The 23,676-nt window shown below is 35.1% G+C and carries 15 protein-coding genes; 13 read left to right on the top strand and 2 right to left on the bottom strand.

Annotation, left to right across the window (positions count from 1 at the left end):
* Window positions 1-15: 15 nt before the first annotated feature.
* A complete protein-coding gene (locus EV144_RS01480) occupies window positions 16-1,056 on the bottom strand; it encodes a LacI family DNA-binding transcriptional regulator (protein ID WP_134145481.1) in 1,041 nt (346 codons plus the stop codon).
* Window positions 1,057-1,375: 319 nt separating this feature from the next.
* Here EV144_RS01480 and EV144_RS01475 point away from each other — a divergent pair, with 319 nt between their 5' ends.
* The 13 genes from EV144_RS01475 to EV144_RS01415 all read left to right on the top strand — a co-directional run bounded on the left by EV144_RS01475 (window position 1,376) and on the right by EV144_RS01415 (window position 22,157).
* The gene (locus tag EV144_RS01475) at window positions 1,376-2,284 is read left to right on the top strand and encodes a sugar phosphate nucleotidyltransferase (RefSeq protein WP_134145479.1); all 909 of its coding nucleotides are present in this window, start codon (window positions 1,376-1,378) and stop codon (window positions 2,282-2,284) included.
* Window position 2,285: 1 nt separating this feature from the next.
* Window positions 2,286-3,392 (top strand): phosphotransferase enzyme family protein, encoded by a 1,107-nt coding sequence (locus EV144_RS01470; protein ID WP_134145477.1) that lies wholly within the window; start codon window positions 2,286-2,288, stop codon window positions 3,390-3,392.
* Window positions 3,393-3,394: 2 nt separating this feature from the next.
* Window positions 3,395-4,321, top strand: a complete 927-nt coding sequence (locus EV144_RS01465) for an NAD-dependent epimerase/dehydratase family protein (protein WP_134145475.1) — start codon at window positions 3,395-3,397, stop codon at window positions 4,319-4,321.
* A 26-nt stretch (window positions 4,322-4,347) separates the two neighbouring features.
* Window positions 4,348-5,721, top strand: a complete 1,374-nt coding sequence (locus EV144_RS01460) for a sugar MFS transporter (protein WP_243854591.1) — start codon at window positions 4,348-4,350, stop codon at window positions 5,719-5,721.
* 269 nt (window positions 5,722-5,990) lie between these two features.
* Window positions 5,991-7,919, top strand: a complete 1,929-nt coding sequence (gene nagB / locus EV144_RS01455; protein ID WP_134145473.1) for a glucosamine-6-phosphate deaminase — start codon at window positions 5,991-5,993, stop codon at window positions 7,917-7,919.
* 266 nt (window positions 7,920-8,185) lie between these two features.
* Window positions 8,186-9,589 (top strand): phosphoglucosamine mutase, encoded by a 1,404-nt coding sequence (gene glmM / locus EV144_RS01450; RefSeq protein ID WP_134145471.1) that lies wholly within the window; start codon window positions 8,186-8,188, stop codon window positions 9,587-9,589.
* A gap of 627 nt (window positions 9,590-10,216) precedes the next feature.
* The gene (locus tag EV144_RS01445; RefSeq protein WP_134145470.1) at window positions 10,217-13,471 is read left to right on the top strand and encodes a SusC/RagA family TonB-linked outer membrane protein; all 3,255 of its coding nucleotides are present in this window, start codon (window positions 10,217-10,219) and stop codon (window positions 13,469-13,471) included.
* Window positions 13,472-13,481: 10 nt separating this feature from the next.
* Complete coding sequence (locus tag EV144_RS01440) at window positions 13,482-14,954, top strand: RagB/SusD family nutrient uptake outer membrane protein (RefSeq protein ID WP_134145468.1); 1,473 nt, start codon at window positions 13,482-13,484, stop codon at window positions 14,952-14,954.
* Between the two features lie 65 nt (window positions 14,955-15,019).
* The gene (locus EV144_RS01435; RefSeq protein WP_166670522.1) at window positions 15,020-16,381 is read left to right on the top strand and encodes a DUF4832 domain-containing protein; all 1,362 of its coding nucleotides are present in this window, start codon (window positions 15,020-15,022) and stop codon (window positions 16,379-16,381) included.
* Window positions 16,382-16,407: 26 nt separating this feature from the next.
* Window positions 16,408-17,277, top strand: a complete 870-nt coding sequence (locus tag EV144_RS01430) for a PKD domain-containing protein (protein ID WP_134145464.1) — start codon at window positions 16,408-16,410, stop codon at window positions 17,275-17,277.
* 237 nt (window positions 17,278-17,514) lie between these two features.
* Window positions 17,515-18,612, top strand: coding sequence for an acyltransferase family protein (locus EV144_RS01425; protein WP_134145462.1), 1,098 nt, complete (start codon window positions 17,515-17,517; stop codon window positions 18,610-18,612).
* Between the two features lie 37 nt (window positions 18,613-18,649).
* A complete protein-coding gene (locus EV144_RS01420; protein ID WP_134145460.1) occupies window positions 18,650-20,026 on the top strand; it encodes a Gfo/Idh/MocA family protein in 1,377 nt (458 codons plus the stop codon).
* Between the two features lie 400 nt (window positions 20,027-20,426).
* Window positions 20,427-22,157 (top strand): glycoside hydrolase family 43 protein, encoded by a 1,731-nt coding sequence (locus tag EV144_RS01415; RefSeq protein WP_134145458.1) that lies wholly within the window; start codon window positions 20,427-20,429, stop codon window positions 22,155-22,157.
* A gap of 140 nt (window positions 22,158-22,297) precedes the next feature.
* On the opposite strand, the gene EV144_RS01410 is transcribed toward EV144_RS01415, so the two are convergent.
* Entirely contained in the window at window positions 22,298-23,566 is a 1,269-nt protein-coding gene (locus EV144_RS01410; protein ID WP_134145456.1) for an MFS transporter, read from the bottom strand.
* Window positions 23,567-23,676 lie beyond the last annotated feature (110 nt).

The raw sequence follows: 23,676 nt of genomic DNA, 5'->3' as shown, positions 1-23,676 counted from the left end.
AAATTGTATAATTATTTACGAAAAGTAATCTTTAGCATTTTCAGTATTTACAATATCAATTGGTAAAAGTTTTTCCGGGCTTATTTCTTTTTCGAAAATAAAATATTCGATCAAACTCGCAGCACCCAGATAAGCTTGTCTTTTTGGGTTTTGGTGAATTAGAAAATCGATTACTTTATTGTTTAGATATTCAATATTATTTTCTAATAAATCATAACCCACAAGTGCTACTTTGTGCGCTATATTTTTTGAAGTAACTTCTGCAACCTGATACGCTTTTGAAGTCGTTACAAAAAGCCCCGCAATTTTAGGATTGGCTAATAAAAACTCTTTTAGCGAACTTTTAAATTGTGGATGTTTTACCTTAAAGGTTACAATTTCAAAGGTATCTGTTGGCAGACTTTCAAAGTAATTTCTAAAACCTTTTTCTTTTTCCTGCATGTGAATCGCATTTTCATAATCCTCATCAATATGAATAATTCCGATTAATCCTTTCTTCAATAATAAATCAAGAAGCCTCGCCGCGATTCTGCCGCTCTGGAATAAATCCTGACCAACAAAACCTTTTATAGAACTGGATTTAAGCTGGTTATTAAAAATGCTCGAGATAATACCCAGAGAATTGTAATTTTCTATAGCTTCAATAGCTTCTTTATAAAACAAAGGCACTAATAAAACAGCATCTGGAGAAGTCTGCAGGAGCATTTTGTTGGTTTCAACAAAAGAAGCAGTGCTTGTAGGATCAAATAAAAAGATCTCAATTTTTACATTAAACGATTTAAATTCTTTTCTCGCTTCATGAATACCATCAATACAAGGCTGCCAGTACGAGTCGTTTTTAGGATCCGGAAGTAAAACAGAGATAGAATATATCTTGGTATTTTTCAGACTTCTGGCCATCAAATTAGGCTGATAATCGATCTGATCTAATACTTCATTTACTTTTTCAAGAGCCGTTTGCGAGACTTTTCCTCTTTTATGCAAAACCCTGTCTACAGTGCCCTTAGAGACGCCTGCAAGTTCTGCTATATCCTTTATAGTGTAGATTTTATCCATATAGAAACAAATATATATAAAAAACAGATATAAGAAAATATTAAAATATATGTGCTCGAAAACATTTTCAATGTGTTCGAACACATTTTAACACTTTTTTCTTTTTATATCAGATATTAATATATACTTTAGCCAAATAATATTAAGATAATGAATCTTATTAACTTAAAATTTATCATATTAATATATTTTATTTCTTTTTCGGGTAGAATTATTAGTGATAGAGAATGCGCAGTTTTTTTTGATTTTTCGGGGGAAGTTTAAAAGGAAATTATCGCACAAAACCAAAAATAATAAACCAATTAATATAATATTAAAAATGAATAAAAGTAAACCTACTCTCGTGATTTTGGCGGCAGGTATTGGAAGCAGATATGGAGGATTAAAACAGTTGGATACTTTTACTCCGGAAGGCGATACAATTATGGATTTTTCGATTTATGATGCGCTTCAGGCAGGCTTTGGAAAATTCGTGTTTATTATCAGTAAAAATATAGAAGAAGAATGCAAAGAAATCTTCAACAAAAAATTAGAAGGCAAAGCAGAAGTAGGATATGTTTTTCAGGAAATTAATAATGTTCCCGCAAAATACCAAAATCCCGCAAGAACAAAACCCTGGGGAACCGGCCACGCCTTATTAATGGCAAAAGACGAAGTAACAGAAAATTTCGCCATTATAAACGCAGATGATTTTTATGGAAGAGAAGCGTTTGAAATCATGGCAAAAGCATTGACAGAAATGGACAAAGAATCCTATCATTTTAATATGATGGCTTATTTACTGAAAAATACAGTATCCGATCACGGATTTGTTTCCAGAGGCGAATGTCAGGTAGACGAAAATAATTTCCTTACGGATGTTACAGAACGCACGCACATCGAAAAAATAAACGGCAAATTGATGCGTAAAGATGATAACGGAGATTTTATTCCGATTGATGAAAATACCATTGTTTCGATGAATTTCTGGGGCTTTACGCCAAAATGTTTTGAATTTGGAGGTACTCTTTTTGAAGAATTTCTACAAGAAAATGAACACGATCTAAAAGCAGAATTTTTTATAACATCGGTTGTCAACGAAATATTAAAATCAGAAAACGCATCGCTGGAAGTATTACAGTCAAATGCAAAATGGTTTGGGGTCACGTATAAAGAAGATAAAGAAATCGTAAAAAAAGAAATAGAAAAATTAAGAAGCCAAAACGTTTATCCCACTAATCTCTGGTAATATGATAATCGAACATTTAAAATTTATATTCGAACAGTTCGATCATATCGAAGTGTTTAAAGAATATACAGAACTAGCCTCCGGCCATATCAATGATACTTATTTAATCACAAGCCAAAATAACCAGCATTTTGTTTTACAACGTATAAACAGCGGTGTTTTTAAAGATGTTCCCGGTCTTATTGCCAACAAAGTAATGGTAAGCAGGCATTTGCAGAAAAAATTAAAACATTTATCAGAAGAGGAATTAAAGCGCCGTGTTTTAACTTTTATTGATACAAAAAAAGGTGCTTCTTATTATCAGGACATAGATGGGAATTTTTGGAATATGATGGTTTATATAGAAGGAGGAATCACTTTTGAAACCGTAAATAATGTAGAAATTGCCTATGAAGGAGGAAAGCTTTTTGGAGAATTCTTAAATCTTACGAGTGATTTTAATGCCGTAAAACTGATAGAAGTAATTCCCGATTTTCATAATATGTCTTTCCGTTACAGTCAGTTTGATACCGCTTTAAAAGAAGCTTCGCAGCAAAGATTAGAATTGGCAAAAGAATATATTGAACTGGTAGAAGAGCTGAAAGAAGAAATGCATGTTTTGCAAAAGCTGAAAGAAGCTGGAAAAATAAAACTCAGAGTTACCCATAACGACACTAAAATATCAAATGCACTTTTTGATTTGAATAAAAAAGGTCTTTGTGTAATTGATACCGATACCGTTATGCCCGGCATTGTACATTATGATTTTGGAGATGCGATAAGAACAATCTGCAATACTGCAGCCGAAGACGAAAGAGATTTAAATCTTGTCAACTTCAATGTAGATTTTTATAAAGCGTATGTAAAAGGATTTTTAGAAAAAACAAAAACGTCACTTTCGGTTTTAGAAATCAAATATCTGCCTTTGGGAGCCAAATCGATGATTTTTATTATGGCGCTTCGTTTTTTGACCGATTTTTTAAACGACGATGTGTATTACAAAACAGAATATCCGGAGCATAATTTTGACCGTTCTAAAAATCAGTTTAAGCTCATAGAAAGCATGTCTGAACATTTCAAAGAATTGGAAGATTACAATTTGGAGTTTGTTGCATCATTAAAACAATAAAAATGAAAAAATACGTAATTACCGGTGGCGCTGGTTTTATAGGAAGTCATATCGCAGAACATTTATCGAATGAAGGACATGAGGTTTTAATATATGATAGCCTTAGAACGGGGTTTCAGGAAAACTTAAAAGGATTGAATGTTCAATTCGTTAAAGGAGATATTCGTGATGAAAATTTAGTTAATGAAATAATAGACGGAGCCAGTGGAGTTTTTCATTTAGCGGCTTTAGTTAGTGTGCCGGAATCGTTGCTGAAAATTAAAGAGTGCATCGAAATTAATACAATAGGAACAATCAATATTTTAGAAGCAGCAAAAAACACTTCAAATTGTAAAGTCGTGCTTTCTACCTCGGCCGCCAATTACGGTAACAATCCCGTTCTGCCAAAAGTAGAAACCATGTTTCCAGAACCCATGACGCCGTATGCGATTACAAAACTAGATGGAGAATATTATCTAAAAATGTATTTAGATCAATATCAGGTTCCTACAGCATCTTTAAGATATTTTAATGTATTTGGTCCAAGACAAAATCCAGAATCTGCCTACGCCGCTGCGGTGCCAATTTTTATAAATAAAGCACTTCAAAACGAACCCATTACCATTTATGGAGACGGATTACAGACACGTGATTTTATTTATGTAAAAGACGTTGTTAAAGCAAATATTCTGGCATCTCAAGTGGGTAACGAAACTTACAATGTCGCGTTAGGGCACAGTACATCAGTTTTAGAATTGGCTGAGAAAATCATAAAAATCACTAATTCAAAATCGCAGATAAAATTTTTAGACGAAAGACCCGGCGATATCAAACATTCAAAAGCAGATCCGTCAAAATTCAATCAATTAGGTTTTAAGCCTTCCTATACAATAGATCAGGCATTAGAAGAAACCATACTTTTTTACCATCAGGAATTGGTCAGTAAATAATTTCACAATTTAAATAAAGCTTAAATATGTCAGAAGTCAGTATTACTTTAGAAAAAAAACAAAATACCACGTTAATCCCGATGGTTATTTTAACTTCCTTATTCTTTATTTTTGGATTTGTAACCTGGTTAAACGGGCCTCTGATTCCGTTTTTTAAATTAGCGTGCGAATTGACTGAATCACAAGCGTATTTTGTAACCTTTGCGTTCTATATAGCTTATTTTGTAATGGCAATTCCGTCGTCTTTTCTAATAGAAAAAGTAGGTTACAAAAACGGAATTTCGCTGGGATTACTTGTTATTGCTATTGGAGCGATTTTGTTTTATCCTGCAGCAGAAGCAAGGACTTTTGGGCTCTTTTTAATCGCTTTATTTGTCATGGGAACCGGTTTGGCTGTTTTGCAAACTGCAGCAAATCCGTATGTTGTCGTTATTGGCCCGCGCGAAAGTGCCGCCGCAAGAATCAGCGTATTGGGTATTGCAAATAAATTGGCAGGTTTTCTGGCACCTTTAGCCTTAACTTCTTTGGTATTGTCTAATATTGGCGACTATACAGCCGAAAAAATAGCAGTTTTAAGTGCAGCAGATAAAGAAAAGGCATTAGATTTATTGGCTTTACAATTGCAGAGTCCTTATTTGTATATGGCTATAATTATGTTTGTTTTAGCCATTTTGGTGAAATTTTCTCCATTGCCGGAAATCAATTTAGACGAAGACGGGCAGGTAATGCATCTTAGCATTTTCAAACAAATAAAAGAAGCTTTCCAACATCCGCAATTAGTTTTTGGAGTAATCACACTTATGGTTTATATCGCAGCCGAAGTATTGGCTGGAGATTCAATTGGAGGTTTTGGAAAACAATTAGGAGTTTACGGAGAAACTGGTGATTTTTATCTCAAACTAACATCGTTTACCATGACTGCAATGGTTTTGGGCTACGTTTTAGGAATAACGCTGATTCCAAAATATGTTTCCCAGGTTTTTGCTTTAAAAGCTTCAGGTTTTCTAGGGTTTATTTTGGTACTGCTAATAGTTTTGATTTCCCCTAAAATGATGGTTCAGTTACCGGGAATTCCGCAATTACCCGTAGTTATTATTTTAGTTGCCCTTTTAGGATTAGCCAATTCACTTTGCTGGCCGGCAATTTGGCCAATGGCACTTCAGGATTTGGGAGGTTTTACAAAAATAGGAGGCGCTATATTGATTATGGGAATTATTGGAGGCGCAGTATTTCCGCTATTATACGGTTTTGTTGCCGATGCCATTAATGTTTCAAATGCAGCTTCGGGTCTTCATGAAACAGCCAAAAGCGGGAATCAAATTGCATACCTGATTTTATTACCGGCTTACAGTATGATTTTGTTCTTTGCTTATAAGGGGCACAAATATAGAAGTTGGTAGACGTAAGGTGAACTTTTAACACATAGAGAAACAGTTTATTGTAGCATTAAACTAGTTTCTTTTTATAGCCTTTTTGTCAAAATAAAATCTATGTTTCTATGTGTTAAAAAATAAGTTCAACAGCTTAAAAAAAACATTTTATTTCAATCCAAAAGCGGATTACGTAAAGCACTCAAATTACAATTTGAAGGAGCTATTACTCGAATCATGTCTTTTTTGAAATAAAAACATTCCATCTAAAAAGAAAAAACAGTTTAAAAATATTCACAATGTTAAAAAGTACAATAGACAAAGCAACAGGATTTGAAAAGCGATTTGAAAACATCAATACCATTGTTTTCGAAAATTCAACTGATGCTTCAAAATCAGTAGCTCAGGAAATTGCAACATTAATTCAATCCAAACAAAAAGAAAATAAACCTTGTATTTTAGGTCTTGCAACAGGTTCTTCTCCAAAAGGACTATATGCAGAACTGGTGCGTCTTCATAAAGAAGAAGGATTGAGTTTTAAAAACGTAATTAGTTTCAATCTGGATGAATATTATCCAATGGAGCCTAACTCTATCAACAGTTATGTTCGTTTTATGAAAGAATTACTGTTTGATCATGTTGATATTTTACCTGAAAATTACCACGTTCCAGACGGACTTTTGACCAAAGAACAAATTGCAGGTTACTGCCACAATTATGAAGCTAAAATTGAAGCTTTGGGCGGTATCGATTTGCAGATTTTGGGTATTGGAGGTAACGGACATATTGGTTTTAACGAATCGGGTTCGCTTCAAAACTCTAAAACCCGTTTGGTTGCTTTAGATCATATTACGAGAGTTGCTGCAAGTAAAGATTTTTCTGGATTAAGCAATACACCAAGAACAGCAATCACGCTTGGAGTAAAAAAAATCATGGAAGTCAAACAAGTTATTTTGATGGCTTGGGGTGAAGGAAAAGCAAATATTGTAAAAAAATCAGTAGAAGATGAAGTAACAAATCGAGTTCCAGCTTCATTTTTGCAGGAACACGATAATGCAGTTTTTATTTTAGATAAAGAAGCTTCTTCAAAACTAACGAGAATCAACAGCCCGTGGCTGGTAGAAAAAGTAGTCTGGACAGATAAACTGACTAGAAAAGCGGTTTTAGGTTTGGCTTTAAAACTTAAAAAACCAATTTTAATGCTTACCGATGCCGATTATATCGAAAACGGAATGAGTGATTTACTGGCAGATTCTGGTCCGGCTTACGATATTAATATTAAGATTTTCAATAAATTACAAAATACCATTACAGGCTGGCCAGGCGGTAAACCAAATGCAGACGATGCTAATCGTCCGGAAAGAGCAGAGCCGGCAAGAAAACGCGTTTTGCTTTTCAGTCCGCATCCAGATGATGATATTATTAGTATGGGAGGAACTTTTATGCGTCTGCAGGAGCAGGGACATGAAGTACACGTTGCCTACCAAACGTCTGGAAATATCGCTGTCGCGGATGACGAAGCGCTGCGTTTTGCAAGTTTCGTAATTGATTACAACGAAAAATTCGGAATCAAAAGCCCTGAGGCTGATGCGATTTACGAAAAAGCGGTTACTTTTTTAAAGAATAAGAAGAACAGCGAAATCGACATTCCAGAAGTACGCTATATAAAAGGATTAATTAGAAAAGGAGAGGCGAGAGCAACCAGTCATTTTGTTGGTTTAACCGACGATCAGATTCATTTTATGGAACTTCCGTTTTACGAAACAGGAACAATCGAGAAAAAGCCAATTGGAAAAGAAGATATTCAATTGACGATGGATTTAATCGAAAAAATTAAACCGCACCAAATATATGCAGCCGGAGATTTAGCAGATCCGCACGGAACGCATAAAGTTTGTTTGGATGCAATTTTTGAAGCTGTAAAAGCTTTAAAACCAAAACCTTTTATGGACGATTGCTGGTTATGGTTATACCGCGGTGCTTGGCAGGAATGGGGAATTGACGAAGTCGAAATGGCGGTGCCAATGAGCCCGGATCAGGTTTTGGCAAAACGTCATGGAATCTTCAAACACCAATCTCAAAAAGACGGAGTTGTTTTTCAAGGAACTGATGCCAGAGAATTTTGGCAGAGAGCCGAAGACAGAAACAGAGAAACGGCCAATGTTTACAATGAGTTAGGTCTGGCAAGTTATGCTGCGATGGAGGCTTTTGTGAGATGGGTTTTTTAAAAGTTGCAAAGGTTCAAAGGTTCTGAGGGACTAAGATTTTGGATTGAGTTAAATAGTAGTTTTTAAACCATATAAGTTATGTAAGTAAATTTAAGTTTGAGAATTGATAAGAACTTAAAAAGCAAAGTGCATTTAAGAAAACCCTATTAATATGAACTTAAATTACTTATATGGTTTAAAATAATTCTTTAAATAAATCTGTGTTAATCTTTTATCCTGATAATTATCGGGAGTAGCAAAAAAAATAAAATAAGAATAAATAAAACATGGCATTAATAAAATCAATATCAGGAATAAGAGGCACTATTGGCGGTGTTGTAGATGAAAATCTGACTCCGGTAAATGCTGTAAAATTTGCAGCCGCATACGGAATATGGCTTAAACAGCAGAATAAAGCAAAAACACTAAACGTAATTTTAGGCAGAGATGCTAGAATTTCGGGAGAAATGATCAGCAATTTAGTTGCAAACACGCTTATTGGCTTAGGGATTAATGTAATAGATCTTGGTTTGTCTACAACACCAACGGTTGAAATTGCAGTAACATTAGATCATGCAGACGGCGGTATTATCATTACTGCAAGTCATAATCCGAAGCAATGGAATGCTTTAAAATTATTGAATCATAAAGGCGAATTTCTAAATGCTGTAAATGGTGAAAAAATCTTAAAAATTGCCGAAGAAGAGGATTTTCTATTTGCAGAAGTAGATGATTTAGGACAATATCAAAAGAAAGATGATTATATAGAAAGACATATTAGCGAGGTTTTAAAATTAGATTTAATTGATGTTGAAGCCATTAAAAATGCCAATTTTAAAGTAGTAGTTGATGCCGTAAATTCTACGGGAGGAATTGCAATTCCAAGTTTATTAAAGAAACTGGGAGTAGAATGTGTTGCATTATATTGTGACCCAAACGGACATTTTCCGCATAATCCCGAACCTTTAAAGGAGCATCTAACCGATATTTCAGAATTGGTTGTAAAAGAAAAGGCTGATTTTGGAATTGTAGTTGATCCAGATGTAGATCGCCTGGCGATTATCTGCGAAGACGGTTCTATGTTTGGCGAAGAATATACACTGGTTGCCTGTGCAGATTATGTATTAGGAAAAACGACTGGGAAATCAGCAGAAAAAACAATTAACACTGTTTCCAATTTATCATCATCAAGAGCATTACGAGACATTACTTTAAAACATGGCGGCCAGTATTACGCAAGTGCTGTGGGTGAAGTAAATGTTGTTGAATTAATGAAGGAAACAAATGCGATTATTGGCGGTGAAGGAAATGGAGGAATCATCTATCCGGAATCACATTACGGCAGAGATTCGCTGGTAGGCGTAGGTTTGTTTTTATCTCATTTGGCACACGCAAAAATATCGTGCAAAAACCTTCGCGAAAGCTATCCATCATACTATATGAGTAAGAGTAAAATTGAGTTAACACCAGAGATTAATGTTGATTTGATTTTGGATAAAATGGCCCAAAAATACAAGCACGAAAATCACAGCACAATTGACGGTGTAAAGATTGATTTTGAAACGGAATGGGTGCATCTTAGAAAATCAAATACAGAACCTATTATCAGGATTTATACCGAGAGTAATTCTCAGGAAAATGCAGATAAACTGGCAGTAAGATTTATTGAAGAAATCAAGCAGGCAGTATAAGATTATCTGCTTTAAAAACAACAGATTAACTGTGTTTTAGAATTGTTTTTTTAAAGGAGAATTTACGCAATTTTCATTGCAGATTTGATTTAAATGAATAGTAAAAATTTTAGCGCTATTCTTTGATATTTAATGAGTCATAATTAAATTTTTATTGAATATTCATTAGTGGTAATTCATAAAAAAGTAAGAATTTAATAATACTTTTAGTAGAAAATGTGTTCGAAAACACTTTTTTTATGTGCACGAACACATTTTTTCGATTTTAAGCTTGTTTATTAAAAAATATTATTTAGTTTAGCTGAAAAGAAGGTATAAAAGCATTCATTTTTGATTACAGTTTTCAAAGAAAAAAAAGAATGATCTTGTTGAAAATTAATAAAATACAATACCAAAAAGAGTGGATTCAAAATTCGATAATCCACAGAAGAATCCAGAAAAACGAAACCCGAAAAACAGAATAAAAAAAACAAAAAACAACTAACAAAAAAACATGACAATTATGATTAAAAATGGAACATAAAATTTGATTGATTTTACGCTTTTATGTTTGATGAATTGTAACTGATTTTATTAAACAAAAAAGCTTGCTTTTCACATTAACCAAAATAACCAAACCAAAATAATATGAAAAAAAGTAACAAGTTACTCCACGGTAGCTATCCCGAATTAAAACTTAATTTTAAAACGATAATTACCTTACTGTTTCTTTCGGTAACTGTTTTTGAAGCAGGTGCAGCAACAACTTCAGGAAATGAAAGTAAGGAAGTAGTTTTAAAAAACGATCCGGAAGCAGATATTACCATAAAAGGGGTTGTTCTTGACGAATTAGGCCAGCCAATGATTGGTGTAACCGTTCTGCCTAAAGGATCTGCAAGAGGAACAACTACAGATTTTGACGGAACATTTTCGATTACCGTTTCTTCAAATACACAAGCCTTAGTATTTTCTTACGTAGGCTACGACCCAATAGAAGTTGCAATAGATAATAAGGCCAATTATACAGTAAAAATGATGCCTGCATCAAAATCACTGAATGAAGTTGTCATTGTAGGATACGGAACTCAGAAAAAGAAAAACTTATTAGGCGCTATTTCTTCTATAAAAGGAGATAATCTTACGTTGTCTTCTGCGCCTTCGGTTCTTACGGCTTTAGAAGGTAAAGTTGCAGGTTTGCAGATTGTTCAGAATAGTGCACAGCCAGGAGGAGGATTTAACATCCAGATTCGTGGTGCAGGTTCTATAAATGCCAGCAACCAGCCTTTGATTGTTGTAGATGGATTTCCGATTACAGATCTTGGCCAGCCAGGAACAGGAAACCGCTACGATGGCGGTACGCAGGGAATTTTAAACTCTTTTAACCCAAATGATATCGAATCTATTGAGGTTCTTAAAGATGCCAGTTCTACAGCAATTTATGGAGCAAGAGCAGCAAATGGTGTTATTTTAATTACAACCAAAAAAGGAAAAGAAGGCGATGTAAGAGTAGATTATTCCGGATCGTATTCCTATCAGAAATACAATGACAATTATGATGTTTTGAATTTACAGGAATGGATGCAGCTGCGTAATGACGCTGCAAAAGAAAACTGGGAATTTATAAACAAAGTATATCCATATTCTCCAAAAACACTAGAAGAAGCAAATGCGGCACCGGTTAACGGGATTCCGTTCAAAAGATATTATTCTGATGATCAGATAAGAAACGCAGGAAAAGGAACAGACTGGTTAGGTTTGGTGACAAGAGACGGAATGGTAGAGCAGAACAACGTTTCGCTTCGAGGCGGTACTAAATCAACTAAATATTTCTTATCCGGAAATATGTTTAATCAGGAAGGTGTAATTAAAAACTCTGGTTTAAAAAGAAATACATTACACTTTAGCATCGACCAAAAGATAAACGATTATATTACTTTTGGAATGAATTTGACCAAAAGTAAAATCAAAAATCAAAACTCTCAATTAGGAGGAGATCAATTTGAAAATTCAGGAATTATCAGATCGGCAATTCAGCAGGGACCAAATATTCAGGCAATAGATGAATTTGGAAATTATCCTATAAATCCGGATAATGCCTTAGAACCAAATCCATATTCATTACTTACTATTTCTGATGAAGGTGTTGTAGAAAGAACACTGACCAATTTTTATGCTGAGATTAAACCAATTGAAGGCTTGACTGCAAGATTTCAGGCAGGTTTTGACGGCGGAAACAGCAGCAGAAGTACTTACTTGCCAAGAACTACGCTTTATGGAGCATTAGAAAATGGTAAAGCTTCTATCTCGACTCAAAAGAAAAACGACGATTTGTTTGACTTTACTTTAAATTACACCAGAAAATTATTAGAAGATAATACCTTCAGTTTAATGGTTGGTTATTCACAGCAAAAATACAGATCTGAAGGAAATTCAGTAGGAAACAGTGACTTTATTACCGATTCTTTTTTATGGAATAACATAAACGCAGGAGGAGGAACAAAAGTGGTGGGATCTTCTAAATCTCAAAATAATTTTATCTCTTATTTTACCAGATTTAATTATTCATATAAAGACAAATATATTTTAACCTCAACAATTCGTCGTGACGGAGCCAGTGTATTTGCTCAAAACAATAAATACGGTTTGTTTCCTTCTGTAGCAGTTGGATGGGATGTTTCTCAGGAATCTTTCATGAAATCATTAACAGGTTATGTATCACAGCTTAAACTAAGATTTGGTTACGGACAAACAGGTAATGCAGAAATTGGAGGAAATGCTTTTGGAGCTTATTATGCACAGCCAGCGTATTTAAATCCTGATGAATCTCCGGTAATTGGAGTATTCCCGTCAAGATTAGAAAACCCTGATTTGAAATGGGAAACAACTACAGAAAAAAATATAGGTCTTGATTTTGAATTATTTAATAGAAAAGTTTCTGGATCTGTAGAGGTTTATGACAGAGTGGTTTCTAATTTATTGACATTAAAACCAATTAATAGTTATAACGAAATCAATATGGTTTGGGCCAATATTGGTAAAACACAAAGTAAAGGTGTAGAGGTTACAGTAAGTACTGTAAATATTGACCGTCCAGATTTTAAATGGAGAAGTACATTTACCTATTCTCAATTTAAAACCAACTGGAAAGAAAGAGCTCCAGACTGGAAACCTTCTGTTTACGAAAGTTATAACGATCCTGTTCGTGCGCAATATTATCAAATTTCTGATGGTGTAATGCAGATTGGAGAAGTAGTTCCGGCACAGCCAGATTTATATCCGGGGCAAATTAAAATTAAAGATGTTAACGGTTTTGTGAGAGACAATGCAGGAAATCCTGTAACAGATGCAAATGGTGTGTTTTTAAGAACGGGTGCTGCTGACGGAAAAATTGACGAAGCCGATACGGTTTTACTAGGTTCTTCTGATCCTGATTTTGTTGCTGGTTTATCGAATACGATTACGTACAAAAACTTTCAATTGAATTTTCAGTTTAACGGAATGTTTGGTAGAAAAATTATCGATCAGACTGATTTTGCTTATGGTGTAACTGCGGTAGGAGTTGCCCAAAACGGAAGAAATGCTTTAAGAAGCATCTATGACAGATGGACGCCAGATAATCCGACGAATACACGTCCGGGATCAAATTTTGGATATTCACAATATTCTTCTGGAGATTTCTTTTTGCAAAATGCTTCATTTGTTCGTTTGCAAAGTGTATCGCTTAGCTATAATTTACCAAAAAAATGGTTTGGCAAATACATGCAGGGTGCAGCTATTAGACTGGATGGACAGAATCTATTTACGATTACCAAATACAATGGTATAGATCCTGAAACAGATGCTGTTGCAGCTGCTTATCCAAATGTAAAAACATACACAGTAGGAATTGATCTTAAATTTTAATTAAAAAGACATGAAAAATTTAAAAAATTATACAATAGTACTGCTATTGCTGGTATTCTCAGGATGTAATGATGATTTAGAGTCTATTAATTACGATGAGATCAACCCAAGTATATTTCCTAGTTCAGAAGCAGATGTACAGGCTATAGTGGCATCAGCATATTATCCATTAAGAGGTTCATACGGAAACGGAATTCACTCGACTTCAGAAAACGGATTAATGTTTATTCTGGATGCCACAACAGAAATTCTTCAGGGACCTTACGGTGTGCAGCAAGAAGCATCGTTACATAGTTACAAAGCCACATCTACTGCTTTTACACGTTTTTATGATGTTTTTTACAACAAGATAAGCGGGATGACTTTGAGTATCGACAGAATAGAAAAGTCTAAAGTAAACGATCTGGTAAAGAAACAAGCGATTGCAGAAATCAGATGCGCAAGAGGATTATTAACATACGAACTTTTTGACTTGTACGGACCGCTTGTTATTGCGCCGCTGGAAGTACTCCAGAATCCTTTGAAGGAACAGCCTTTGGCTAGACTTTCTAATGCTGAAATGGTAAGTTTTATAGAAAACGATCTTAAGCTTGCTGCAGCAGATTTGCCAGCTCCTAAAGATGCCGTTTACGGAAGATTCAGCCAGGGATTAGCCAGAATGATTTTGATTAGATTGTACCTGCATGAAAAAAGATGGGCAGATGTAGAAGAGCAGTCTTCAGCAATTATAGGAATGAATTATTACGGACTTGAAAGTGATTATGTTGGTTTATGGGATGTAAAAGCACCTGTAGACAGTAAAGAAGTTATTTGGGCAGTTCCGGCAGATTATGCAGGAACGAGTGAAAACCAATGGCAGTTAATGTGTCTTCCAGCTAACTTTCCTGGAAGAGGAGGTTACGGTACCATACAAAGTTCATGGAAATTTTATGATTCCTTTGAAGCAACAGACATTCGTAAAGAAGCACTTATTGCAGAATACACCGGTACAGATGGTGTAACTTACAACAGACAAAATCCTGCAAACTACATGCAGCTAGGGCCTATACCGCTAAAAATAGATGCAGATGCGGCAAGAACTACAGCATTGACAACAGTTGATATAATTGAATATCGCTATCCGGATGTATTACTATCAAAAGCAGAAGCGATTGCCAACAGACTTGGTGCGCCAACGCAGGAAGCTATTGATCTAGTAAACATTGTGAGAAGAAGAGCTAAAATCAGTGAGATTTTATTGGCGAACTATACAACACTTGCCAGTTTTAATGATATGATTCTTTTAGAAAGATCACACGAATATTGGTGTGAAAACGGGCAGTATCGTTCTGACTTAATCAGACACGGAAAATATACACAACATGCCATTGATCTAAATGGAGCTGCAAGCCAAAGTGCTCCGTACAAAGCGTTGTTTCCTTTTTCTCTGGAAAGAATTAGTGAAGGTAAAGGAAAGTTTTTACAAAACCCTGGTTACAATTAATATTCAATAAGGAACAAAAACACTTTATGAATATAGAATTGTCCCCTAATTTAATCCTTAAAAAAATGAAACATTTATTAATATTATTTAGCATTTTTACAACCCTTACATTGAGTTGTCAAAGCGACGGCGGTGATAAAAATGAAGAAACTGCAGGTACGAACAAAGTCACGTATCAGGCTTCTAACGAAGTGTTTTCGAATCCTGAACGTGGTTTTATGCACAGCTGGCAGGTTAATTCTGAAGGTGCAGCCATGACAACGGCTTCTTTAACAAACCTAAAGAAAGAAAATGTAAGCATTATTCTGCGTTTGTATTATCTCGAAAAATTTAAAACAACGCCTTTAAGCCAGACACAGCTGGATCTTATTACCACCGATTTTACCAGACTTAGAGAAGCGGGTTTAAAATGTGTTTTGCGTTTTGCATATACAGACGCACAAGACGGAAGTGATGCTTCTGCTGCTATAATTTCCGGACATTTAGATCAGTTAAAACCAATTGTTGCAGCAAACAAAGATGTGATTGCATTTGTTCAGGCCGGATTTATCGGAGCTTGGGGAGAATGGTATTATACCACAAACAATCTTACTACGCCAGCCAATAAAACGCTGATATTAAACAAACTTTTGGAAGTTTTTCCGAAAGAAATTAAAATTCAGGTAAGAACGCCAAAAATCAAACAGGACTTTTTTAATACTACAACTGCAATGAATGCAAGTGTGGGTTATGGTACAGAAAATACAGCGAGAGTAGGATTTCATAATGACTGTTTTATGGCAAGTGTAGACGATTATGGTACCTACATAAACGTAACTGCCGATAAAACCTATATAAGCAATGAAGCCCTTTTTGTCCCAACAGGAGGAGAAACATGCCCGCCGACAGACGTTCCTGTAGCCAGCTGCAGTATTGCAGAAAAGGAAATGTCACTTTTAAAATGGACGTACTTAAATCTTGATTATTACGGACCTGTATTACAAGAATGGAGAAACAATAATTGTTTTGCAGATTTTGAAAGAAAACTGGGTTACAGACTTTCGTTAGTAACTTCAGACCTCAAAACAACAATTGCATTAAACGACGCTTTAGCATTAAATGCAGTAATCAAAAACGGCGGATTTGCTCCGGTTTACAATCCAAAAAATGCCTTTTTAATATTTAGATCAACGGCAAACGGAACAGTTTACAAGAAAAAATTAGCTTTTGATGTAAGATTGGTTACACCAAATTTAAACTATGAATTGAAAGAATCTGTAAGCACTTCAGAAATTCCTGCAGGCACTTACGAATTGCTTTTAAAGATCGAAGACAGTTCTTCAAAATTGAGTGAAAGAGCTGATTATGCTATTCGTCTTGCTAATACAGGAGTATGGGAAGCGGCTACAGGATTTAACAAATTATCACAAACGGTTACCATTAAATAGTTACTAAAATATTTAAACCAAAAACCATGAAAAAAATAATATTCAAATGGGTAACAGCACTTTTGGCAGTATTCCTGCTGGTATCGTGCTCCAGCGACAATGCGTCTTCTGATTCGGCAGATAAACCCACAGCAGATTTTTCTTTTACCAATGACGGAAGCACTTTTACCTTTACCAATCTTTCTACAAACGGAAGTAAATACAGATGGGATTTCGGAGATCTATATTATACCTCAGACAAAAAAGATCCTGTGTATACATACGCAATTGGAGGAGAAATTACAGTCTCGCTCACAGTTACAAACGAGGCTGGAGAAGAAGCTTATATCGCCAAAACTATTACCGCTCCAAAAATCATTATTATTGATATTAAAGTAGATGGCAAGTTTAAAGATTGGGATGATGTTGCCATAACAGATCAAAATACTTCTGGAAATGGATCCATCCAGAAAATTAAAATTTGGGCAAAAGGAGCCAACGTAAATGTATATTTAGAGGGAAACAAAAAAATGCAGATGGAATTGGTAGATATGTTTATCAATACAGACGGAAATACAAAAACAGGTTTCTTGCATGGCAGCTGGCCAGGAGGTTCTGGAGCAGAATTTTTATTTGAAGGTCCAATGGTTACCAACGGATGGGGCGCTTTTTATAATCATATAGATCCAAACGGAGGCTGGGGCTGGGCTGCTATTGCAGGATCTGGTGCTAATTTAACCTCTTCTGGAATTGTAAGTCTTTCTGATACAACAAACGCAATTGAGTTTAGTATTCCAAAATCACAGTTAGGAACATTAGGAAGTTCGATAGGTATTGCCATTACAGAAATGACTTCTGGATGGGCAGCCGTAGCTAATTTCCCGGAAGCGGATAAATTTTCTACACTGCAGCTTTAGTTTGCCGTCGACAGTTATAAAGCAATGTCATTAAATAAGACCTTTAAACTATTGCAATTGTTTTGTGAAAATTTATATATCTATAATTTGTTTCTGGTTTAATGACATTTTAACTGTCGCGAAAAAAAGGTAAAAACAATCCCCGATATTTTATAAAAACGAGTCGGGGATTATTTTTCAAAATTTAAAAATACAGAGAAGAAGCAATTTAACTTGATCATAAAAACAATACTGAGAATGGAAAAAAACATAGAAAACAGCCGATTGATGTCAGTAGATGTACTGCGGGGATTCGACTTATTAATGATCATTTTTGCAGACCGTTTTTTCTATAACTTAAATACAGCTGCCAAAACGAACTTTACTAGTAATCTTGCTGCGCAGTTTGAACATCCTGAATGGTTAGGTTCGCATTTCTATGATATTATAATGCCTTTATTTCTGTTTGTAGTTGGAGTTGTTATTCCTTTCTCACTTGGAAAAAGAACAATAGAATCAAAATCTAAAACACAATTATATTACCATATTATAAGACGGTTTGTAATTCTTTTTATTTTAGGATGGATTGTACAGGGCAACTTATTATTTCTGGATATTACAAAATTTCAGGTCTTTAGTAATACACTTCAGGCCATTGCCGTAGGGTATTTGTTTTCAAGTCTGGCCTACATTCATTTATCAAAAAAAGGAAGATACATTATGTTTGTTTTCTGCCTTGTTGTATATGCCGTATTGCTTTCCCTGCCCAATGTTTTTGGTATTGACTTTGAATTACTGCCCAATAAAAACCTCCCAATCTATATCGATCAGCATGTTTTTGGACGCTTTTACGACCAGACACAATATTCATGGCTCTTAACAGGATTTGGGTTTATTGCCACCACCATGTCCGGATTGTTTGCAGGAGAATTGCTTTTGTCAAAATTACCAAGACAAAAAATTGCCAATTATTTAGTTTTGATTGGTTTAACAGCAATAATTGTATCGTTAATAATTGGAGTTTGGCATCCCATTATCAAAAAAATATGGACAAGTTCCTTCGTACTATTTTCGTCTGGAATAAGCTTTATTTTACTAGCTTTATTTTATTGGATTGTAGACGTAAAAAGATATCAGAAATGGGCATATCCCTTTAGAATAATTGGACTCAACGCAATCGCAGCGTATGTAGGGTCGCATGTGTTGAATTTCAGCTTAATTGCAAAGCAGGTTTTTTATGGTTTCGAACAATTTACCGGAGCGTATTACGATGCGTTTTGCGATGTGGCAGGTTTCGGAATCCTATATCTGATTCTTTGGTATATGCATAAAAACAAAACGTATATCAAAGTGTAATTTCAAAAAAAATAATTATATCACTAAATAAAAAGAAATGAAAAGTTCCAGTTTAAAATTTTTACTAATAGCGGTTCTGCTATTGCGAGTTTGCGGTATAACAGCACAAATAATAAAAACCGAAACTCCAAAAAGAGCAAAAGGGCAGACAGATGTTTTACGTCTGGCAACACCCGCAATTCCGGTTGTCCATGTAGCCATTATTGGTTTAGGAATGCGTGGTACAGGTGCAGTAGCTCGTATAACACATGTGCCAGGAGTTGAAATTGTTGCAATTTGTGATATGCTCGAGGAAAGAACAAAAGCTGCAAATGATACTTTGGTAAAAAACGGAAAACCAAAAGCAGAAGCCTTTTTTGGAGCAGATGCCTGGAAAAAAGTAACAGCGCTTAAAAACGTAGATCTTGTTTACATTGTAACCGACTGGAAACATCATGCGAGCATTGCAGTACAAGCTATGAAAGACGGAAAACACGTGGCTGTTGAAGTGCCAGGAGCATTAACCATGAAAGAAATCTGGGATATCATTGATACTTCTGAAAAAACACGCAAGCACTGCATGATGCTGGAAAATTGTGTGTATGATTTCTTCGAATTAACAACTTTAAATATGGCACAGCAAGGTGTTTTTGGAGAAATCCTGCATGCTGAAGGATCGTATATTCATGGATTACAGCCGTATTGGAACGAATACTGGAACAACTGGCGCATGGAGTACAACAAAACACACAGAGGAGATATTTACCCAACACACGGAATGGGGCCAGCCTGTCTGGCGCTAAATATACATAGAGGAGATAAAATGAATTTTCTGGTTTCTATGGATACAAAAGCAGTTGGAAATCCGGCTTTTATTAAAGCAAAAACCGGAGAAGATGTAAAAGATTTTAGAAACGGAGATCACACCATGACAATGATACGTACAGAAATGGGTAAAACCATTCAGATTCAGCATGATGTAACAAGTCCGAGACCTTACAGCAGAATGTATCAGTTATCTGGAACAAAAGGTTTTGCCAATAAATATCCAAACGAAGGCTATGCAGTCGATTCTAAAGAAGTTGGAACAGAAATTTCTAAAAATTACCAAAACCTAAACGCAGAAGAATATGTTTCTGAAGATGTGAAAAAAGCATTGATGGAAAAATATAAAAACCCAATAGTAAAAGATATCGAAGAAATGGCCAAAAAAGTAGGTGGACATGGCGGTATGGATTTTATTATGGATTATCGTTTGTTTCACTGTCTGCAGCAAGGGCTTCCATTAGATATGGATGTTTACGATTTGGCCGAATGGTCTTGTTTGAGTCCATTAACAGAAATTTCATTAGATCATAATTCAGCTCCGGTAGAAATTCCTGACTTTACCCGTGGCGGCTGGAAAAAACTAAATACTGTAGAGTTTTCAAAATAATAAAAATTGAAATTTTAATAATGTGTTTTAATAAGTATTAGTTATGTTAAAGAGGTAATCATTTAGGTTGCCTCTTTTACTTTTTGGGTTATCTATATTGTTGATAGTTTTGCAAAGCTTTTTCTTCGAATTGCATATTTTCTGTAGCTGCGCAATATCAAATTTTTTATCTGCTATAATTATCGCTTTAATCTTATGCAATATTGTAGAGGTTATGTATTTGTTGAGAATTGTTTACTATTTTGTGTGAAAATATATTACACAACCGATTGTGTATGATGAAATGTTTTTTATATTTGTAATAAACACACTTATTGTTTTATTAAAGGGAAAGACTTTTTCACATTAATATGCATGAATAATTAGTTAGGAAAAAACAATTAACAACCAAACAATAACAATGAAAAAACCACACTTATATTTTTTGATTACAATACTATTTCTTTTTTCCTTTAATGAGATAACATCTCAAAATCCTACTGCAAAAAAACAAACTCAAAAATCTCCTGTATTTTCGAATGTAGTGTATCAGGGAGATGATCAAATTTATAAAAGAAATCCCTTAAAAGCAGATGAATTTTATTCTCCTGTTTTGCAGGGATGTTATCCAGATCCGGCAATTACCAGAAAAGGAGAAGATTATTATATGGTATGTTCATCATTTGCAATGTTTCCCGGAGTTCCAATTTTTCATTCCAAGGATTTGGTAAATTGGACAGACTTGGGAGGCGTCCTAAATAATGTTTCCGAATTTAACCCTCATGACACCGGAATTAGCCAGGGTGTATATGCGCCGGGAATTACCTATAATCCGCATAACGATACTTTCTACATGATCGTAACCGCATTTACAGGTAATATGGGAAATATTATAGTAAAAACAAAAGACCCGATGAAAGGATGGGGAAGTCCTATTAAATTAGATTTTAACGGAATTGATCCGTGTATTTTCTTTGATGACAACGGGAAGGGCTATATTGTGCACAATGATGCTCCCAATAAAGGAAAAGAATTATATACTGGGCATCGCGTAATTAAAGTTTGGGAATACGATATTCAAAAAGATCAGGTAATTCCGGGAACGGATAAAATTATAGTGGACGGAGGTGTCGATCTTTCTAAAAAACCAATATGGATAGAAGCTCCTCATTTGTATAAAAAAGACGGACATTATTATTTAATGTGTGCAGAAGGGGGTACAGGAGACAATCACAGCGAAGTTATTTTTATTAGTGACAGTCCAAAAGGGCCATTTAAGCCATCCTCAAACAATCCAATCTTAACCCAAAGATATTTTCCAAAAGACAGAACCGATAAAGTAGATTGGGCAGGACATGCCGATTTAGTAAAAGGGCCGGACGATAAATATTATGGAGTGTTTTTAGGGATACGTCCGAACGAAAAAGACAGGGTAAATACAGGACGTGAAACATTTATGCTGCCAGTAGACTGGTCAGGAACTTTTCCTGTTTTCGAAAATGGTTTAATTCCTATGGAACCAAAATTAAAAATGCCAAAAGGGGTGGAAAATAAAACAGGAAACGAAGGTTTTTTTCCAAACGGTAACTTTACGTTTACCGAAAATTTTACCTCAGATAAGTTAGATTACAGATGGATTGGACTAAGAGGACCGCGTGAGAATTTTATTTCGGTTACAAAAAAAGGCTTGCAAATCAATCCATTTCAGGTAAATATAAAAGAATTAAAACCTACCTCTACACTTTTCTACAGACAGCAGCATAACGCATTTTCATTTTCGACAACATTAGATTACAAACCAGAATCAGAAAAAGATCTGGCTGGAATAGTCTGTTTACAAAACGAGCGATTTAATTATGTTTTTGGAATAACAAAAAATGGAAAAGATACTTATATACTGCTTGAAAGAACAGAAAACGGAAAGTCGGAAATCATTGCAAGTTCAAAAATTGAAATTAAGAAACCATTGCGTCTGCAGGTAAAAGCGACGGGAGACAATTACCAGTTTAGTTATGCACTTAATGGTGTAGATTTTGAAAATCTAGGCAGTGAAGTTTCAGGAGATATTCTCTCAACAAATGTTGCTGGAGGATTTACCGGAGCTTTAGTAGGTTTATATGCTACAGCAGCTAATGATACCCAGCCTAAATAAAACCTTCAAGTCTGAGTTCCTTCGTTAAGATTTGTTGCTTAGTTCTATAAACTCAAAAAAGCTTCTATATTCAAAATTCCCAGCTTGAGAGTATCAATCATGAATTCAACCAGTCACGAATTTTTCAGGATTTAATCTTTTTACAACTTAACGTCATTTCTTTCAGCCATATCTATAGTTTTTGGATGCAGAGTCATTAGTTGTAAAACGATGGCAGTAACCACTAAAAATAAGAGTAGTAAAAAAACATGTCTCATTCCTCCATTATCAGCAGCTTTTCCTAAAAACTCGGTGATAACAGCTCCGGCCGAAATACCTACAAAATTCATAATTCCATATCCGGTAGCCCTGTAGCGAGGCGAAACAAACTGGCTAAGAATCGGCATATTGTTCGTGTCGTATATTCCAAATCCAAGTCCAAAAAGGATAGCGCCAAAAATAATAGCCTCTATATTACAGCAGTAGCCAAATAAAAACAATGCCGGTATGGTAAGAAATAATCCAATAGCACTGGTGTAAATTCGTCCTTTAAGATGTTGCATCACCCATCTGTCTGAAATGGCACCGCCAATTAAAACACCAAAAAAAGAAGACATCGAAATGGTTACCGTTGCCATTGGTCCCGCGAGAGACATGTCTAAATTTAAAGTTTCGGTAAATAAGGTGGGTAACCAGTTTTTGGCAGCCCAGCCCGGTAAACTTGGTGCAGCGAAATAAAAGAGTAAAACCCAAAAGGAGATATTGCCGAATAATATTCCCAATCCTTTGAACATTTCCCTGAATTCATAGCGGACAGATGACTTTTTTGAAGGATCAAAAAAGTAGGCTTTCTTTTCCTGTAAAAAAAATAGGAGCACTAAACTATAAACTACACCGAGTAAACCTACAGAGTGAAAGCTGAAATGCCAGGAAAAATGCTTAGAAATAGTGGCTCCAAAACCACCAAGTGCTTGTCCTAAATAAATTCCGGTAGTATGAATCGCAATTGCAAAGGAGCGTGTTTTTTCCTGATGGTAATCTGTAATTAAGGATAATGCTGCCGGAATATAAAAAGCTTCGCTAAAACCCATAATCCCACGCAAAATATAAATCTGATTGAAAGTTGTGGCATAACCCATCGTCATAGTCACTCCTGACCAAATAAAAAGACTTCCTATAATTATTCTTTTTCGGTTAAAACGATCTGCTATAATTCCGGAAACAGGGCTCATAAGCGCATATATCCAAAGGAAAATAGCCATCAAAAGACCGAAATTTTCAGCTTTAGCCAATTCAGGAATGTCATCCATCATAGCTGATTTCATAGTGGACAGCATTTGTCGGTCTAAATAATTTAATAAAGCAACAAACCATAGCAAGCCAACAACAATCCATGGGTAGGATTTTTTTTCATTCAATTTTGCAATCATTCTCTTTTTTCAAAATAAAGGCCGAATATACGAATTGAAACGAAACAGGAAAGAATTGTTTTTCAATATTACTTGTTTGTAAAGTGTACCTTCATAAATTAGTTAAGAAG

Source organism: Flavobacterium sp. 270, assembly GCF_004368785.1.
Classification (GTDB): Bacteria; Bacteroidota; Bacteroidia; order Flavobacteriales; family Flavobacteriaceae; genus Flavobacterium.
This window is presented reverse-complemented; position numbering and strand designations above follow the sequence as displayed.

What these genes read in the sequence shown, in the direction of transcription:
- EV144_RS01480 (WP_134145481.1), bottom strand. Translation starts at nt 1,056, where the DNA reads ATGGATAAAATCTACACTATAAAGGATATAGCAGAACTTGCAGGCGTC.
- EV144_RS01475 (WP_134145479.1), top strand. Translation starts at nt 1,376, where the DNA reads ATGAATAAAAGTAAACCTACTCTCGTGATTTTGGCGGCAGGTATTGGA.
- EV144_RS01470 (WP_134145477.1), top strand. Translation starts at nt 2,286, where the DNA reads ATGATAATCGAACATTTAAAATTTATATTCGAACAGTTCGATCATATC.
- EV144_RS01465 (WP_134145475.1), top strand. Translation starts at nt 3,395, where the DNA reads ATGAAAAAATACGTAATTACCGGTGGCGCTGGTTTTATAGGAAGTCAT.
- EV144_RS01460 (WP_243854591.1), top strand. Translation starts at nt 4,348, where the DNA reads ATGTCAGAAGTCAGTATTACTTTAGAAAAAAAACAAAATACCACGTTA.
- nagB (WP_134145473.1), top strand. Translation starts at nt 5,991, where the DNA reads ATGTTAAAAAGTACAATAGACAAAGCAACAGGATTTGAAAAGCGATTT.
- glmM (WP_134145471.1), top strand. Translation starts at nt 8,186, where the DNA reads ATGGCATTAATAAAATCAATATCAGGAATAAGAGGCACTATTGGCGGT.
- EV144_RS01445 (WP_134145470.1), top strand. Translation starts at nt 10,217, where the DNA reads ATGAAAAAAAGTAACAAGTTACTCCACGGTAGCTATCCCGAATTAAAA.
- EV144_RS01440 (WP_134145468.1), top strand. Translation starts at nt 13,482, where the DNA reads ATGAAAAATTTAAAAAATTATACAATAGTACTGCTATTGCTGGTATTC.
- EV144_RS01435 (WP_166670522.1), top strand. Translation starts at nt 15,020, where the DNA reads ATGAAACATTTATTAATATTATTTAGCATTTTTACAACCCTTACATTG.
- EV144_RS01430 (WP_134145464.1), top strand. Translation starts at nt 16,408, where the DNA reads ATGAAAAAAATAATATTCAAATGGGTAACAGCACTTTTGGCAGTATTC.
- EV144_RS01425 (WP_134145462.1), top strand. Translation starts at nt 17,515, where the DNA reads ATGGAAAAAAACATAGAAAACAGCCGATTGATGTCAGTAGATGTACTG.
- EV144_RS01420 (WP_134145460.1), top strand. Translation starts at nt 18,650, where the DNA reads ATGAAAAGTTCCAGTTTAAAATTTTTACTAATAGCGGTTCTGCTATTG.
- EV144_RS01415 (WP_134145458.1), top strand. Translation starts at nt 20,427, where the DNA reads ATGAAAAAACCACACTTATATTTTTTGATTACAATACTATTTCTTTTT.
- EV144_RS01410 (WP_134145456.1), bottom strand. Translation starts at nt 23,566, where the DNA reads ATGATTGCAAAATTGAATGAAAAAAAATCCTACCCATGGATTGTTGTT.